This is a genomic window from Mesorhizobium sp. J18 (assembly GCF_007829525.1).
GTDB lineage: Bacteria > Pseudomonadota > Alphaproteobacteria > Rhizobiales > Rhizobiaceae > VLJP01.
In genome coordinates this window covers 44,124-59,996 of sequence record NZ_VLJP01000078.1, presented here as the reverse complement: position 1 = coordinate 59,996, position 15,873 = coordinate 44,124, and the positions used below count along the sequence as shown (strand labels likewise).

The 15,873-nt window shown below is 61.8% G+C and carries 16 protein-coding genes; 8 read left to right on the top strand and 8 right to left on the bottom strand.

What is annotated here, in order from left to right; all coding sequences use genetic code 11:
- Positions 1-215: 215 nt before the first annotated feature.
- Positions 216-1,205 (top strand): polysaccharide deacetylase, encoded by a 990-nt coding sequence (locus L598_RS20030; protein ID WP_144865543.1) that lies wholly within the window; start codon positions 216-218, stop codon positions 1,203-1,205.
- A gap of 4 nt (positions 1,206-1,209) precedes the next feature.
- Here the strand turns inward: L598_RS20030 and sbmA are convergent, their stop codons facing one another.
- The 3 genes from sbmA to L598_RS20015 form a co-directional block, all read right to left on the bottom strand.
- Positions 1,210-2,469 (bottom strand): peptide antibiotic transporter SbmA, encoded by a 1,260-nt coding sequence (gene sbmA / locus L598_RS20025; protein ID WP_144865541.1) that lies wholly within the window; start codon positions 2,467-2,469, stop codon positions 1,210-1,212.
- Positions 2,470-2,567: 98 nt separating this feature from the next.
- A complete protein-coding gene (locus tag L598_RS20020) occupies positions 2,568-3,680 on the bottom strand; it encodes a YbfB/YjiJ family MFS transporter (RefSeq protein ID WP_246658855.1) in 1,113 nt (370 codons plus the stop codon).
- Between the two features lie 158 nt (positions 3,681-3,838).
- Positions 3,839-5,425 (bottom strand): BCCT family transporter, encoded by a 1,587-nt coding sequence (locus L598_RS20015; protein WP_144865537.1) that lies wholly within the window; start codon positions 5,423-5,425, stop codon positions 3,839-3,841.
- A gap of 285 nt (positions 5,426-5,710) precedes the next feature.
- Between L598_RS20015 and L598_RS20010 the strand changes: the two genes are divergently transcribed.
- Positions 5,711-5,977 (top strand): glycine zipper domain-containing protein, encoded by a 267-nt coding sequence (locus L598_RS20010; protein WP_144865535.1) that lies wholly within the window; start codon positions 5,711-5,713, stop codon positions 5,975-5,977.
- Positions 5,978-6,039: 62 nt separating this feature from the next.
- Here the strand turns inward: L598_RS20010 and L598_RS20005 are convergent, their stop codons facing one another.
- The 5 genes from L598_RS20005 to L598_RS19985 all read right to left on the bottom strand — a co-directional run bounded on the left by L598_RS20005 (position 6,040) and on the right by L598_RS19985 (position 10,953).
- Complete coding sequence (locus L598_RS20005) at positions 6,040-6,885, bottom strand: metal ABC transporter permease (protein WP_144865533.1); 846 nt, start codon at positions 6,883-6,885, stop codon at positions 6,040-6,042.
- Positions 6,882-7,742: an iron/manganese ABC transporter permease subunit SitC gene (gene sitC / locus L598_RS20000; protein ID WP_186445126.1), complete on the bottom strand. Its 861-nt coding sequence runs from the start codon at positions 7,740-7,742 to the stop codon at positions 6,882-6,884. The genes L598_RS20005 and sitC overlap by 4 nt, the downstream gene beginning before the upstream one ends.
- The gene (locus L598_RS19995) at positions 7,739-8,656 is read right to left on the bottom strand and encodes a manganese/iron ABC transporter ATP-binding protein (protein ID WP_144865531.1); all 918 of its coding nucleotides are present in this window, start codon (positions 8,654-8,656) and stop codon (positions 7,739-7,741) included. The genes sitC and L598_RS19995 overlap by 4 nt, the downstream gene beginning before the upstream one ends.
- On the bottom strand, positions 8,653-9,573 hold the full coding sequence (locus L598_RS19990) for a metal ABC transporter substrate-binding protein (protein ID WP_144865529.1): 921 nt from the start codon (positions 9,571-9,573) through the stop codon (positions 8,653-8,655). Before L598_RS19990 ends, L598_RS19995 begins: the two co-directional genes overlap by 4 nt.
- 147 nt (positions 9,574-9,720) lie before the next feature.
- Positions 9,721-10,953: an ROK family transcriptional regulator gene (locus tag L598_RS19985; RefSeq protein ID WP_144865527.1), complete on the bottom strand. Its 1,233-nt coding sequence runs from the start codon at positions 10,951-10,953 to the stop codon at positions 9,721-9,723.
- Between the two features lie 255 nt (positions 10,954-11,208).
- Here L598_RS19985 and L598_RS19980 point away from each other — a divergent pair, with 255 nt between their 5' ends.
- The 6 genes from L598_RS19980 to L598_RS19955 all read left to right on the top strand — a co-directional run.
- On the top strand, positions 11,209-12,234 hold the full coding sequence (locus L598_RS19980; protein WP_144865525.1) for a sugar ABC transporter substrate-binding protein: 1,026 nt from the start codon (positions 11,209-11,211) through the stop codon (positions 12,232-12,234).
- A gap of 119 nt (positions 12,235-12,353) precedes the next feature.
- Positions 12,354-13,436: an ABC transporter permease gene (locus tag L598_RS19975; protein ID WP_144865523.1), complete on the top strand. Its 1,083-nt coding sequence runs from the start codon at positions 12,354-12,356 to the stop codon at positions 13,434-13,436.
- Positions 13,412-14,221: an ATP-binding cassette domain-containing protein gene (locus L598_RS19970; protein WP_186445125.1), complete on the top strand. Its 810-nt coding sequence runs from the start codon at positions 13,412-13,414 to the stop codon at positions 14,219-14,221. The genes L598_RS19975 and L598_RS19970 overlap by 25 nt, the downstream gene beginning before the upstream one ends.
- Before the next feature lie 4 nt (positions 14,222-14,225).
- Positions 14,226-14,912, top strand: coding sequence for a D-lyxose/D-mannose family sugar isomerase (locus tag L598_RS19965; RefSeq protein ID WP_144865519.1), 687 nt, complete (start codon positions 14,226-14,228; stop codon positions 14,910-14,912).
- 244 nt (positions 14,913-15,156) lie between these two features.
- On the top strand, positions 15,157-15,471 hold the full coding sequence (gene groES, locus L598_RS19960) for a co-chaperone GroES (protein WP_144865517.1): 315 nt from the start codon (positions 15,157-15,159) through the stop codon (positions 15,469-15,471).
- A gap of 45 nt (positions 15,472-15,516) precedes the next feature.
- Positions 15,517-15,873, top strand: a 357-nt coding sequence (locus L598_RS19955; protein WP_281407429.1) for a TCP-1/cpn60 chaperonin family protein, incomplete at its 3' end; no start/stop codon positions are given.

Here is a 15,873-nt window from a genome sequence, read left to right as displayed (position 1 = left end):
CTGAGTTGAGCCAGCCTTTTAACGAAATTTCCCACGCATGGAAGGGGGCATGCGCAAATGGCGGGCCTATATCCATTATCTGTCCGCGGGAACGAAGGCGGCATTGGATGTTAACCATCCCCGCATCTCACGGCGGCGGCGATCCCATGCTCGCCATAATTGCAGCCTAGCCAGACCTGTTCGCTGGGGACTTCTCATTTCAGATCGACGTTCGGATGTCCGCTTTCTCGCGCGCCGCGATATTGCTGTTGACCTTTTGCCTTTCCTGGACATCGGCCCTGGCGAGCGACCGGGCCTTGTCTCCCCAATATGTCATCATCTCCTTTGACGGCGCGCTGCATAACAGCCAGTGGGAACGCAGCCGGGCGCTCGCGCGCCAGACCGGCGCGGACTTCACTTATTTCCTCTCCTGCGTCTATCTCCTGTCGCCCGAAACCCGCCACCTTTACCGCGGCCCCGGCATGAAGCCGGGCAGGACGAATGTCGGCAGCGGTTATTCGCGTGAAGACGTGGCGGAACGTCTGCGCCAGATCTGGGCTGCCCGGCTGGAGGGACACGAGATCGCCAGCCATGCCTGCGGTCATTTCGACGGCAAGGATTGGTCCAAGGCAATGTGGTTGCAGGAGTTCGACCAGTTCGACCGCATTCTGCGCGACGCCTGGACGATCAATGACATTCCCTTCGAGCCGAAAGGCTGGCGCCAGTTCGCCGCCAAGGAAATCCAGGGATTTCGTGTACCTTATCTGTCGGCCGGGCCAGGGCTCTACGAAGCGCTGGCGGAAAGGGGATTCGTTTATGAGGCCGGCTCGGTTTCACAAGGACCGGTCATGCCGGCAGCGAAAGGAGGCGTGATGCGCTTTTCGCTGCCCCTCATTCCCGAAGGCGCGAAGGGGCGTCCCGTGATCGCCATGGACTACAATTTCTTTGCCCGTCATTCCGGCGCCAAGGAAAAGCCGGAGCGCTCGGCTGAATTCGAGGAGCGCGCCTATGCAGCCTTTCATGCGGCCTTTGACAGGCAGTTTTCCGGAAAGCGACTGCCGCTCCAGATCGGCTTTCACTTCACGCTGATGAATGACGGAGCCTATTGGCGTGCGCTCGAACGCTTCGCCAGGGAAGTCTGCGTCCGGGGCGAGGTGCGCTGCGTCTCCTACCGGCAATATATAGAAGAAACGCCTCCCGCCGCCGGCAATGCCGGGAACCTCTAAATCCTCAAGCGTCCTCCACTGCAGTGCTGCCTTCGAGGAACTGCTGGTCGATTTCCGGCAGAGGTTCGCCCTCGATCGCCGCCTCAAAGGCCCGCAGGCGCTTGTAGATCGACAGAAGCTCGACGACCGTCGTCCATGAGGTGACGAGATACTGGAACGACACCCGCACCTGTTCGAAGACGTTCAGGACCTGCGTCATGACGCCGAGGGTCAGCCGCCCGGCCGCGATGGACGGCGCCAGCACGAACAAGCCGAAAATGTTGTCGGCCTGCAGATAGAAAATGCGTGCGATATTGAAATACATGTAGTGGAAATAGAGCCGGAAATAGTTCTTCCTGACATTCGCGAACAGTTCGGCAACCGTCAGCGGGTCAGCGCGCGAGGGATCGTCCTCACCGTAGACGAGTTCCTTACGATAGGCCGCTTCGACGCGCTGATTGCGGAATTCGAGTCCGGGCAGCTTGATGCCCACAAGCGCAAGGAACACCGTACCGAAGAGCGACCAGACTATGGCCGCGACCACGAGCGCATAAGGCACTTCACCGACAAAAGGCAGTTCGGTGACATTGGCCGAAAGCGCGAACAGCACCGGCAGGAAGGCGATCAGCGTCATCACCGCGCGGACAAGATTGACGCCCAGTCCCTCCATGGTGGTGGAAAAGCGCATAGTGTCTTCCTGCACGCGCTGGGCCGCGCCTTCGATATGACGCAGCTTGTCCCAGTGGGCCATGTAATATTCGTTCATGGCGGTGCGCCAGCGGAAGATCCAGTGGCTTATGAAGAACAGGTTGAGCACGCCGACCGTCACCGCTAGGAAGGCGATGCCGGCAAAAGTGACCATGCCGGCGTAAAGCTGCCCAACCGTCACGGGCTCGGTCTTGGCCAGCGCCTGCTGGATCAGGTCATAATAAGGTCCGTACCAGGCATTCACCGCCACGCTGACCTGCACGGAGAAATAGGTGGCGAAGATGATAAGCGCAGTGCCGAGGATCGACCACATCTGCCAGCGGTGCGGGCTGAACCAGAACCAGAAACCGGCGAAGATCAGCACGACCAGCGTGTAGTAGATGTAGAACCAGAGGAATTGCGGCGACCAGAAGATGGAGACACCGATGATGGGCTGGGTGCCGGCCGGCAGCGGGGGCATGCCGAACAAGGCCCCGAGTTCCTCGCCGCCGAAATACCAGAAAAGCACCGCCACGAGGGTCCAGATGCAGGCTGACGTAAAAAACAGCGTCGGCCGCGGAAAGAAAGATACGAACACAGGCTGATCCTCTGGAGTGTTGTTCTGCAGCGCGGCGGGACCGCACCGACCGCCATTCTTATTGGCGCCGGCGCTTGCCGACAAGCGCAACGGCGTCACTACCGCATCGGATGTCCCCGTCCCGCCTGCCATGCGACGATGGCAGAAAATACGAGCGCGATTGCGGCCATCACGGAAGGCATCAGGAAGCTGCCCGTCCAGTCGGCCAGATAGCCGGCGGCCATGGGTCCGAGTATCTGCCCTGTTCCGAATGACGCGGTCATAAGCGCATATGCCCGCCGCGGCGCTGCCGGCGCCAAGGCGCGCGCCGCCTGCAGGCCGAGCGCGGTGACGGCCATGAAGGTGCCGCCGAGAAGCGCCCCTCCGATCAAGGGACCGGCATGACCGCCCATTGTCACACTGGCGACGACGCCCATCGCCTCCACGAAACAGCCGAGCGCGAGGGTAGCCATCGCGCCGATGCGCTTGGCCACTGTCCCCCAGAACCAGACGGAAGGGAGGATGGCAAGGCCTGTGACCACCCATACGGTAGATTCGAAGAGTTGCCCTGCCCCTGCCTGACGGACGATGGCCACCAGGAAGGTCGCCGTTACAATATAGCCGAAGCCGAACAGGCCATAGGCGAAGATGATCTGATAGAGCGCGCGATCCTTCGGCAGGTTCGGCTCCGGCAAGGCCGCCCCGGCGGCGCGCGGGGCTCGGTCCACCATGACAAGGACGAGGAGGAAACCCGCGGCGGAAATCACGCCGGACCAGATCCATCCGGCCTGCCACTGCGCATGGGCAAGAAAGAGCGTCCCCGTCATGAGCCCGGAAATCGCAATGCCGAGACCGACGCCGCCGAAATGGACGGCTTGCAGATCGCTGCGGCCCGCCAAGACCAGGCGCGCGAGCACGATGGTCGAGACGCAAATCATGACGAGCGCGCTGACAATGCCGGCGAGAAAGCGTATCGCCAGGAAGGCTGCAACGCTCTCCGTGAAGCCCATCCAGGCGGCAAGGATGGCGCTGGCGGCCAATCCGGCCAGCACAATTGCCCGCTCCCGGCCCTGCGCCCATCCACCGGCGGCAAGGATCGCACCGATCAGATAGCCAAGATAGTTCGCCGAAGCGATGAGGCCGGCATCCGAAGCGGATATGCCAAGCCCTTCCATCATGCCGGGCAGGATGGGCGTATAGACAAAGCGGCCGATCCCCATGACAACCGCCATGGTGATCATTCCAGCAAATGCCATTCTGAGGGGTGGGTGCGATTCGCGCTGCATTCGGGGGGAACTTATTCCCGATTCCCGGCCGTCGGCAAGATCGGGAGCACCCTCAGCAGAAGCCCCGCCGAAGCGGGGCTCCCTTTTACTCCACGCGGCTCCGATCAGCGCGGTTCGGTCATCAGGGATCGCCAGGTCGCATAGACCATCAGCACCATTAATATCGCGAAGGGAAAGCCTGTCGCGATGGCACTGGCCTGCAATGCTGCAAGCCCGCCTCCAAGAAGCAGGGCAATGGCGACCAGCCCCTCGAAGATCGCCCAGAACACGCGCTGGGCAACAGGGGCGTCGACTTTCCCGCCCGCCGTGATGGTGTCGATCACCAGCGAGCCGGAGTCCGAAGAGGTCACGAAGAAGACGATCACCAGAATGATGCCGATCAGCGATGTGAAACCCGCCAGCGGCAGTGGTTCGAGCATGGCAAAAAGCGACAGCTCCGGTACGTAGTCCACCACGGTCTGCTGCACGCCGGCATAGCCGTCCACCAGGAACTGGTTGAGCGCCGTGCCGCCGAAGGCTGTCATCCAGAGCACGGAGACGAGCGACGGCACGAGGAGCACGCTGACGATGAACTCGCGCACGGTCCGTCCCTTGGAAACCCGCGCGATGAACATGCCCACGAATGGCGACCAGGAAATCCACCATGCCCAATAGAAAGTCGTCCAGCCATGGAGGAATTCGTCGTCCTCCCGGCCGACCCAGTTGGCAAGCGCAGGCAGGTTCTTCACATAGTCCGCCATGTTGGTGAAGAAGCCGGTGATGATTGCTAGAGTGGGCCCGAGAATGATCACGAACAGCAGAAGCAAGGCCGCCAGGACCATGTTGATCTCCGACAGACGCTTCACGCCCGCATCCAGCCCAGCAACAACCGAAGCCAGAGCGATCGCCGTGATGCCAATGATGAGCACCACCTTCATCGTGTCGGTATCTGGCACCCCGTAGAGGGCATTAAGGCCGGCGAGAGCCTGCGAGGCGCCGAAGCCGAGCGAGGTTGCAAGCCCGAAAAGCGTTGCGAAAACAGCCATGATGTCGATGACATGGCCGATCCAGCCGCGAATCCGCTCACCGAAGACGGGATAAAAGGCGGAGCGGATCGAAAGCGGCAAGCCCTTGTTATAGGTAGCCAGCGCCAGCGACAGCCCCATCAGGGCGTAGATTGCCCAGGGATGCAGGCCCCAATGGAAGATCGTGGCCGCCATTCCCAATTCGCGTGCATCCTCGACCGCGCCTTCGACAAGCGCCCCGTCGACGACGGGCGGAGCAAGCCCGAGCGGCGGATTGTTGAAATGATACATCGGCTCGAGCACACCGAAGAACATCAGGCCAATGCCCATTCCCGCAGCGAAAAGCATGGCAAACCAGCCGGAATAGGAGAATTCCGGGACCGCGTCAGCTCCGCCGATGCGCACCTTGCCGAGAGGCGAGGCCGCAACAACCACGCAGAAGAGCACGAAAAGATTGGCCGCGATCATGAAAACCCAGTCGAAATAGGACGTGAGCCATACCCGCAGGCCGCCCAGAGCTTCAGCAGCGCTTTCGCGAAAGATCAGCGCCGCGATGACGAAGGCGACGATGGCCACCCCGGAGACGAAAAAAACCGGGTTGTGCACATCGAGACCAAGAAAGCGGATGTTGTCCTGACCTGCTTCCAGTCCGTGGTCGAGGTCAACCGATGCCTGGGTATCATTCATGATGCCCTCCTTTTTTGGCGCCACGAGCCGTTCCCCCTCGCGGCGCAATAGTCTTTGCGAGGGTAGCGTGACGCAAAAGGAACAGCAAAATCTTTCCGATTACGACTTGTTTCCGGCGGAAATAGACTAATTTTGAAGCTTCGAAGTGCAATTTCTCTCACAAGCGCGCAATAATTTTCCCGCCGGATTGCCTGAAATTGGCCATATGACTGGTCAAAAGGGAACAAAGTCGTCGCTCGGACGTTCCAGCCGGTTGAAGGACGATGCCTTAAAGGAGAGGATATCATGAAGAAACTTATTATGGTCGCCATGCTGATCGCGCCGGTTGCGGCCTGTACGCCCACCCAGCAAGGCGCGGTGATCGGCGGCGCCGGCGGCGCTGCGGTAGGCGCCGCGGTAGCGGGCAATGATGTTGAAGGCGCGGTGATCGGCGGCGCGGTCGGTGCCGTTGCCGGCGCATTGATCGGACGTTCGGCGGAAAACAGGAACAACTGTATCTATCGCGATCGCTACGGACGCGAATATGTGGATCGCTGCCCGAGCGGCTACTGATCGCTCACAAGCAGGATTGAAGGGCCGGGATGAAAGGTTTCCGGCCCTTTTTCTATGGCGGGCTATGCCGCCTCTCCCGCCTCGGCGCGTGCCGCTCTGCGCGTCGCGAACACGAAAGCCGCAACAAAGGCGATTGCCAGAAGGAGAACGATCGTCGGCGCGGGCGCGCTGTCGATGAAGAAGGACAGATAGACGCCGAGGAAAGAGGCAATCACCGCGATGGCGGCCGAGGCGACGAGCATGGTGCTGAACTTGCGCGTCAGCAGGAAAGCGACCGCCCCCGGCCCTATCAGCATGGCGATGGCGAGGATCAGGCCGACCGCCTTCAGCGCGCCGACAATTGCCAGCGAAATCAGGCACAACAGCCCGTAATGAAGCAGATTGACCCGCAGACCGACTGCCTTGGCCTGGGCCGGATCGAAGGCGTGCAGCAGAAGGTCCCGCCATTTGAAGGCGATAACGCCCGCCACCAGGGCCGCGATGGCCGCCGTCTCGGCTATATCCCGCAAACCCACGCCGAGCATGTCCCCGAACAATATATGGTCGAGATGCACCTCGGACTGGATTTTCACATAGAGAACAAGCCCAAGCCCGAACATGCCGGAAAAGACGATACCCATCACCGTATCCTGCTTGATGCGGCTGTTGTCCTTGAGGAAGCCCGTTGCCAGCGCACAGATCATGCCGGCAACGAAGGCGCCGATCGCATAGGGCAGGCCGACAATGTAGGCAATGACCACGCCAGGAAAGACCGCGTGGCTGATCGCATCGCCCATCAGCGACCAGCCTTTCAGCACGAGGAAGCAGGAAAGCAATGCCGTCGGCACCGCGACCAGCACCGAGATGATGAAGGCATAGACCATGAACTCGAACTGGAACGGCGCAAGCAGCGTCTCGACCATGCTCATGGCTTTGCCTCCAGCGCTTGCGCAGCGCGCCGGCGGGCAGCCAGCATGCCGTGCTTCGGGGCGAGGAAGAAGGCCGCGAGGAAGACGAGCGTCTGCAGCACGACAATGATACCGCCCGTCGCACCATCCAGGAAATAGCTCGCATAGGCGCCAATGACACTGGTCACGGTTCCGATCGCAACCGCAATCACAAGCAGGCGCGGAAAACGATCAGTCAGGAGATAGGCGGTCGCGCCGGGGGTGACCACCATGCAGATGACGAGGAAGGCGCCGACGGTCTGGAGCGCGGCGACGGTACAGGCCGACAAAAGCGTGAAGAAGACTACCTTGAGCATATCCGGGTTGAGGCCGATCGAGCGGGCGTGGCTCTCGTCGAAGAAGACGACCATGAGGTCCTTCCATTTGAGGAGAAGGATCGCCAGCGAGACGAAGCCGATAACGGCGAGTTGCAGCGTGTCCGCGGGCGTGATGGCGAGAATATTGCCAAGCACGATGGTCTGGATGTTCACCGATGTCGGCGACAGCGAGACCATGAACAGGCCGAGCCCGAAGAAGGACGAGAAGATCAGGCCGATGATGGCGTCTTCCTTCAGCTTGGTGCGCTGGTTGAGGAAAAGCATCGCGGCGGCGGCAAGGCCGCCTGAAAAGAAGGCGCCGATGGAGAAGGGCAGGCCCAGCATATAGGCGCCGGCGACGCCCGGAACGATCGAATGCGAAAGCGCGTCGCCGATCAGCGACCAGCCCTTGAGCATCAGATAGCAGGAAAGAAAGGCGCAGACGCCGCCGACCAGGGCCGACACCCACATGGCATTGACCATGTAGCCGTAGCCGAAAGGCTCGAGAAGCATGGCTATCATTCGCTCGGCCCCCTCGTCTTCTGACGCATCGCGCCCTTCTCGCCGTAGAAGACCAAGGGCCGTTCGTCGTCCGTCAGCACGGCAAGGTGCCGTTGGTCGTCATCGTCGTGAAGGCCGGCGCCGCCGAGCACGAAATGCCGCAGAACCCCGCCGAAGGCCTTTTCCAGATTGGCCTGCGTGAAGGTCTCGGAAGTGCGGCCATAGGCCAGCACGGTGTTTCTGAGGAGAATGGTGCGGTCGCAGAATTCCGGCACGCTGCCGAGATTATGGGTGGAGACAAGCATCACCCTGCCCTCCTCGCGCAAGGAGCGCAGCAGGGCGATGATGGCGTCCTCGGTCTTGACGTCGACGCCCGTGAAAGGCTCGTCGAGCAGGATGACGCGGCCGTCCTGCGCCAGCGCGCGGGCGAGAAATACGCGCTTCTTCTGACCGCCGGACAGTTCGCCTATCTGGCGCGTGCGGAAATCACTCATGCCAACGCGCTCGAGCGCGGCCGTTACTGCCTCTCGATCGGCGGCCTTCGGAATGCGCATCATGCCCATATGGCCGTAGCGACCCATCATCACGACGTCCTCGACCAGGACCGGGAAGTTCCAGTCGACCTCCTCCGCCTGCGGCACATAGGCGACCAGATTCTTCCTGAGCGCTGCCGCGGCCGGCTGGCCGAGAACCGAAATCTCGCCCTTCGCCAGCCGCACGAAGCCCATGATCGCCTTGAACAGCGTCGATTTGCCGGAACCGTTGACGCCGACCAGCGCCGTGATGGTGCCGCCCGGTATCTCAAAGCTCGCATCGCGCAGGGCCGTGTGGCCGTTGCGATAGGTGACGGTCACATCCTTTACGGAAAGTCCCGGCTTTACGGAAAGTCCCGGCCCCGTGTCGGCGGGAACGGGATCGGCAAGGCTTTCGTTCATTGGGACAGCCCTTCGGTCAGGCCCTTCTCGATCGTATCGGAGGTCACGCGCAACAGGTCGATATAGGTCGGCACGGGACCGTCCGCCTCGCTGAGCGAATCGACATAGAGCACGCCGCCGTAATGCGCGCCGGTCTCGCGCGCGACCTGCCTCGCAGGCTTGTCGGAAACCGTGCTTTCGCTGAAGACGGCGGGGATGCCATTGGTCCGAACGGTGTCGATAACCTTGCGCACCTGCTGGGGCGTGCCTTGCTGGTCGGCATTGATCGGCCAGAGATAGAGTTCCTTCAGGCCGAAATCGCGCGCGAGATAGGAAAAGGCTCCCTCGCTGGAAACCAGCCAGCGCTTGTCTTCCGGAATGGTGCCCAGCTTTTCCCGGATCGGCGCAACGGCCGCTTGAATCTTTTCCTTATAGGCCTCGGCATTGGCCTTGTAGGTTTCGGCGTTATCGGGATCGTATTGCATGAAGGCGTCGCGGATGTTGTCGACATAGACCAGCGCGTTTTCGGGCGACATCCAGGCATGCGGGTTGGGCTTGCCCGTATATGGTCCCTCGGTGATGCTCATAGGCTCCACGCCTTCCGAGACCACCACACCCGGCACATCCCTCAGGTTGCGGAAGAATCTCTCGAACCAGGTTTCGAGATTGAGACCGTTCCACAGGATCAGATTTGCGCCCTGGGCCCGCCGGATATCGCCCGGGGTCGGCGCATAATTATGGATCTCCGCGCCCGGCTTGGTGATGGATTCCACGACCGCCGCGTCGCCGGCGACGTTTCTCGCCATGTCGGCAATGACGGTGAAGGTGGTCACCGCCTTGAATTTCTCCTGCGCCGATGCCGATCCGCCAGCCGTAAGAGATGCGATCACCGCCGCCAGCATTGCGGCCAGAACCGGCCGCTTCAGCCTATCGAACATATGTTTCTCCTTGGGTCGCAAAACAGGATGTCGGGCAAGCTGCGCTCACCAATGCGAGCCTTCTGCAGTCAAACCATGACTGTTCATATGATGCAAATGCAAATGAATTGCAATATATGAGCAAAGAAGATCCGTCCAGGACGAGGCTCAATCCTCGATTACTTCCTTGAAGAGCACATTGCGGTCGAGAAGGTAGCGCTTGAAGAGCGGCAGACTGGCGCCGCCGATCGCCCGCGCATTGCTTCCGACCCCTCCCGCCAGGATGCGCGGGGCCGCGATCCCCTGCAGGTCGAGATCCGGCAGCGCGGCGGCGGTAGCCTCCACGATGCGCGTCTTTACCGAGACAGGAAAGCCGCCGTCGATGATCACGGTCGGGAAATCGATGACCGAGGAGGCAGCCACGACGGCATGGGCCAGGCTTTTCGCCGTGCCGGCGATCCATTGCTCGAGCGGCGCACCGAAATCGCTCCAGTCGTCCGGCGAGAGCCACAGGGGCGAAGGGTCGATGCCGCCGGCCTTCAACATGCGCTCCAGCACGAAGATCGAGGCCGCTTCGATGAGTTGGACCGGCCGGCCATCCGGTCCCGGCACAGGCATGGAGCCGATTGCGCCGGCATTGCCTGTGCGGCCCGGATAGAGCGCATTGTTGAGGACGATCCCGCCGCCGACAAAGGAACCGATGAAGAGATAGAGGAAGTCTGGATGGTCCGCGCCATGGCCGAAGGCGAGCTCGGCGCCGCAGGCGGCTGTTCCGTCATTCTCCAGAAAGACCGGATAGGGCAGGATTTCGGCCACCTCCGCCATGAGATCGAAGCTGCGCCACTCCTCGATGGCACCCGCCGGCGCGCCAACCTCCTCCGCCCAGTTCCAAAGCTCGAACGGCATGGCGAGGCCGACGCCCGCTATTCGCGAACGCTGCCGGGCATCAAGCGATGCGCCAAGGGTTGAAACCCCCTTCTCAATGAAGCGCAGCATGTTCCCGGTCGTCGGATAGGGAAAAGCCTCGTGAAGCTGCGCCCGCACGGTGCCCATGAAATCCATCAGCACCAGGTCGGCGCTGCGCCGGCCGATCTTCATGCCGAAAGAGAAGGCGCCTTCCGGGTCGAGATGCATGGGCACCGATGGCTGACCGACACGACCCCGCACCGGTGCTCCTCTCACGAGAAGCCCGTCCTTTTCCAGCGCGCGCATGATCACCGAAACGGTCTGCGCCGAAAGCCCGGTCCGCCGGGCGATCTCGGCTTTCGCCAGCCCGCTGTGGCGGCGCACCAGCGACATGACGAGACGCTCGTTATAGGCGCGCACGCCGGTCTGGTTGGAGCCGCGGCTGGCCGCCCTGCCCGCTGTCGTGCCGTTTTTCGTGGTGCTCGGTCGAGCCATTCCTCCCCCGGCTCAGTCGGGTATGCCAGATGCCTATGCTCAATCTGACAGGGGGAATTAATAAATCAAGTGGATTTATTAATTGACAGCACCAGGCTTTCGGTGTGAGCTTGAGGTGGAAGCCTCCCGTCTCCGGCAGTAAGATGATCCGGGGAGAGGAGCGGGAGGCTTGGCATCGGAGTAATCCGTTGCTCGATCAAAGTGCCAGAGATCTGGAGCCGGCCATTCCGGCATTCGTCACTCGGGAGGAACCTCGTGAAGAAATCCGTCACCTATTCCCTCTTCGGCGCCCTCGCGCTTGGAGCCGCCTTTGCGGCTCCGGCAAATGCCGCCGATGTCTCGGCCTGTCTCATCACCAAGACCGACACCAATCCCTTCTTCGTCAAGATGAAGGAAGGCGCCACCGCCAAGGCGGAAGAACTCGGCGTTGCGCTCAAGACCTATGCCGGCAAGATCGACGGCGACAATGAAAGCCAGGTCGCGGCGATAGAAAGCTGCATTGCAGACGGCGCCAAGGGCATTCTGATCACGGCTTCCAACACCAAGGCCATCGTGCCGGTCGTGCAGAAGGCGCGTGACGCCGGCATACTGGTGATCGCGCTCGACACGCCGCTCGAGCCGACCGATGCCGCCGACGCGACCTTCGCCACCGATAATTTCAAGGCCGGCGAACTGATCGGCCAATGGGCCGCCAAGACGCTCGGCGATGCCGCGGCGGATGCGCATATCGCCTATCTCGACCTGACCCCCAGCCAGCCGAGCGTGGACGTCCTGCGCGATCAGGGATTCATGCAGGGCTTCGGCATTGAACTCGGCGACCCCAACAGGATCGGAGACGAGACCGACCCGCGCAATGTCTGCCACGACATAACCAACGGTAATGAGGAAGGCGGCCGCACGGCAATGGAGAACTGCCTGCAGAAGGATTCTGCCATCAACGTCGTCTACACGATCAACGAACCGGCTGCTGCGGGCGCCTATCAGGCGCTGAAATCCGTAGGCAGGGAGCAGGACGTGCTGATCGTCTCCGTCGATGGCGGCTGCCCGGGCGTCAAGAACGTCGCCGAGGGCGTCATCGGCGCCACCTCCCAGCAATATCCGTTGCTGATGGCCTCGCTTGGCATCGAGGCGATCAAGAAATTCGCTGATACGGGCGAGAAGCCGGAACCGACCGAGGGCAAGGACTTCTTCGATACCGGCGTAACGCTGGTAACGGACAAGCCCGTCGATGGCGTTCCTTCCATTGGCACCGAGGAAGGCATGGAGAAGTGCTGGGGTTGATTCGGTTTCGCGGATCGGTCCGACACTTTTACAGCAAGATGTATCAGACGGGGGGGCGGTCCGGGCCGCCCCTCGCCGGCGCCGATGGGAAACGGCTGGCGCAAACGGGAGGACAATCCATGGTCGAGCCTGCTTCGGCATCGCGCGAACCACAGGAGTTCGAAGGCGTTCTGGCGCAAAGCGCAGGCGGCGTGGCCTCCTTCGAGAGCCACGAGAAGACATTCTTCCTGCGCATCCAGCATTTCCTGCATTCGAGTCCCGCCGCCGTCCCGCTGATCATCCTCGTCCTGTCGGTAATCGCCTTCGGCCTCCTCGTCGGCGGCTCCTTCTTCTCGGCCTTTTCGCTGACGCTGATCCTGCAGCAGGTCGCCATCACCGGCATTGTGGCGGCGGCCCAGACGCTCATTATCCTCACGGCCGGCATAGATCTTTCCGTTGGCGCGATCATGGTGCTGACCTCGGTTGTGATGGGACAGTTCACCTTCCGCTACGGCCTGCCGGCCCCGCTGGCGATCCTGAGCGGCTTCGCAGTGGGCGCGCTATGCGGCTGGATCAACGGCATGCTGGTCGCCCATGTGAGGCTGCCGCCCTTCATCGTGACTCTCGGCACTTGGCAGATATTTCTGGCCACCAACTTTCTCTATTCGGCGAACGAAACCATCCGCGCGCAGGATATTGAGACCAATGCGCCGATCCTGCAATTCTTCGGCAATTCCTTCCGTGTCGGCGGCGCAGTTTTCACCTATGCGGTGATCCTGCTGGTGCTTCTCGTCTTTCTCATCTGGTACGTGCTCAACCACACCGCCTGGGGCCGGCATGTCTATGCGGTCGGCGACGACCCGGTCGCGGCCGAGCTTTCCGGCGTGCGGGTCAAGCGCACCCTGGTCTCGGTCTATGTGGTCGCCGGCCTCATCTGCGCGCTGGCCGGATGGGCGCTGATCGGCCGCATCGGCTCGGTCTCGCCCACGGCAGGCCAGTTCTCCAACATCGAATCGATCACCGCCGTGGTCATTGGCGGCGCCTCGCTTTTCGGCGGCCGAGGCTCGATCCTGGGCACGCTGTTCGGCGCGCTGATCGTCGGGGTCTTCTCGCTTGGCTTGAGACTATGGGGCACCGACCCGCAATGGACCTATCTGATGATCGGCCTGCTCATCATCGTCGCGGTGGCCATCGACCAATGGATCAGGAAGATTTCCGCATGACCGAGACAGCCCAGCCGATCCTCTCCGCCCGCGGTCTCGTCAAACGCTACGGCCGTGTCATTGCCCTCGACCATGCCGATTTCGACCTCTATCCGGGCGAAATACTCGCCGTTATCGGCGACAATGGCGCCGGCAAGTCGACCCTGATCAAGGCGATCACCGGAGCAACCACGCCGGACGAGGGCGAGATCCATCTCGACGGCAGGCCGGTCGCCTTCCGATCGCCTCTGGAAGCGCGCGACGCCGGCATAGAGACCGTCTACCAGAATCTTGCGCTCTCCCCTGCCCTGTCGATCGCCGACAATATGTTCCTTGGCCGCGAGATACGGCAACCCGGCATTCTCGGATCGGTGTTCCGCATGCTCGACCGGCAGGCGATGGAGCGGCGCGCTCGCGAAAAGCTCTCGGAACTCGGGCTGATGACCATCCAGAATATAGGTCAGGCCGTCGAAACCCTTTCCGGCGGCCAGCGGCAGGGCGTCGCCGTCGCCCGCGCCGCGGCCTTCGGGTCCAAAGTCGTCATCATGGACGAGCCGACGGCTGCCCTCGGCGTAAAGGAATCGCGCCGCGTTCTGGAGCTCATCCTGGACGTGAAGCGCCGCGGCCTGCCGATCGTGCTTATCTCGCACAATATGCCGCATGTCTTCGAGGTGGCGGACCGCATCCATATCCACCGGCTCGGCCGGCGGCTCGCCGTCATCAACCCGAAGGAGCATTCCATGTCGGATGCGGTCGCCTTCATGACCGGCGCCAGGAAACCGCCCGAGGAAGCGCTGGCCGCTTGAGACCATGAAACGTTCGGAAGTCAACCGCATCCTTGCCGAAGCCGATGCCTTCATCCGCTCCTTCGGTTACCGCCTGCCGCCTTTTGCCTACTGGACCCCGGCCGAAATGAAGGCGCGGCGCGGCGAGATTTCCGGCATCGTGGAGGCCCGGCTCGGCTGGGATATCACCGATTACGGCCGTGGCGATTTCGGCGGCCTCGGCCTTTTCCTCTTCACCTTGCGCAACGGCAATGCCGCCGATCTCACGCGCGGCAAGGGCATGCTCTATGCGGAGAAGGCGATGATCTCGCGCCGCGACCAGCTTTCGCCCATGCACCGCCACAATATCAAGGCGGAAGACATCATCAATCGCGGCGGCGGCACGTTGGCGCTCAAGCTCTATGCTTCCGCGCCGGATGGCTCCATCGACAAGGAGGCGCCGGTGGTCGTCCCCACCGACGGCGTGATGTGCCGTTTCGAGCCCGGCGGCATCCTGCGCCTGTCGCCCGGCGAAAGCGTCACATTGATGCCGGGCGTCTGGCACGCCTTCTGGGCGGAGGACGCAGACGTCTTCATTGGCGAGGTTTCGACGGTCAATGACGACGTGACAGACAATGTCTTCGCCGAACCTGTCAGCCGCTTTTCCAAGATCGAGGAAGATGAGGAGCCGACCCATCTGCTCGTGTCCGACTATGAGCGGTGGCTGGGGTAGATCGCCGACGGGTGCGATAAGGGTCGAATAACGAAGCCTCCGGGAAAAGCACGTATTCGCAGGCCGCTGGCACTCTCCCGGGGAGAGTGCCAAAATTTTTTCGTCGGCATCTTGAAACGCGAAAATGGATAAACCAAATCGTCTGCACGCGATGCCGGTCAGGGTCGCGTACCCCGCGTCGAAGCCTTTTCGGATGCGGCGCGGAGGAACCTCTCGAAACTGTTTGTCCCTGGAGGAGAACGACATGAAGTTCCGTCCCTTGCACGACCGTATTCTGGTCCGCCGCATCGAGGCCGAAGAAAAGACGGCCGGCGGCATCATCATTCCCGACACCGCGAAGGAAAAGCCGCAGGAAGGCGAGGTCATCGCCGTCGGCCCCGGTGCCCGCAACGAAAACGGGCAGTTGCAGCCGCTCGACATTCAGGTCGGCGACCGCATTCTTTTCGGCAAGTGGTCGGGCACCGAGATCAAGCTCAATGGCGAGGATCTCCTGATCATGAAGGAATCCGACATCATGGGCGTGATCGAGGCCGAAGAAACGGTCAAGAAAGCCGCCTGAGCGGGCTTCGACCAGTCAAGAATGCTGCCTTGAAAGGAGTATCCAATGGCTGCCAAGGAAGTTAAGTTCCATACGGATGCCCGCGAGCGCATGCTGCGCGGCGTCGACATTCTCGCCAATGCGGTGAAGGTCACGCTTGGCCCAAAGGGCCGCAATGTCGTGATCGACAAGTCCTTCGGCGCACCGCGCATCACCAAGGACGGCGTCACCGTCGCCAAGGAGATCGAGCTTGAAGACAAGTTCGAGAACATGGGCGCGCAGATGGTGCGCGAGGTGGCCTCGAAGACCAACGACATTGCCGGTGACGGCACCACCACCGCGACGGTTCTTGCCCAGGCGATCGTCAAGGAAGGCGCCAAGGCCGTTGCCGCCGGCATGAACCCGATGGACCTCAAGCGCGGC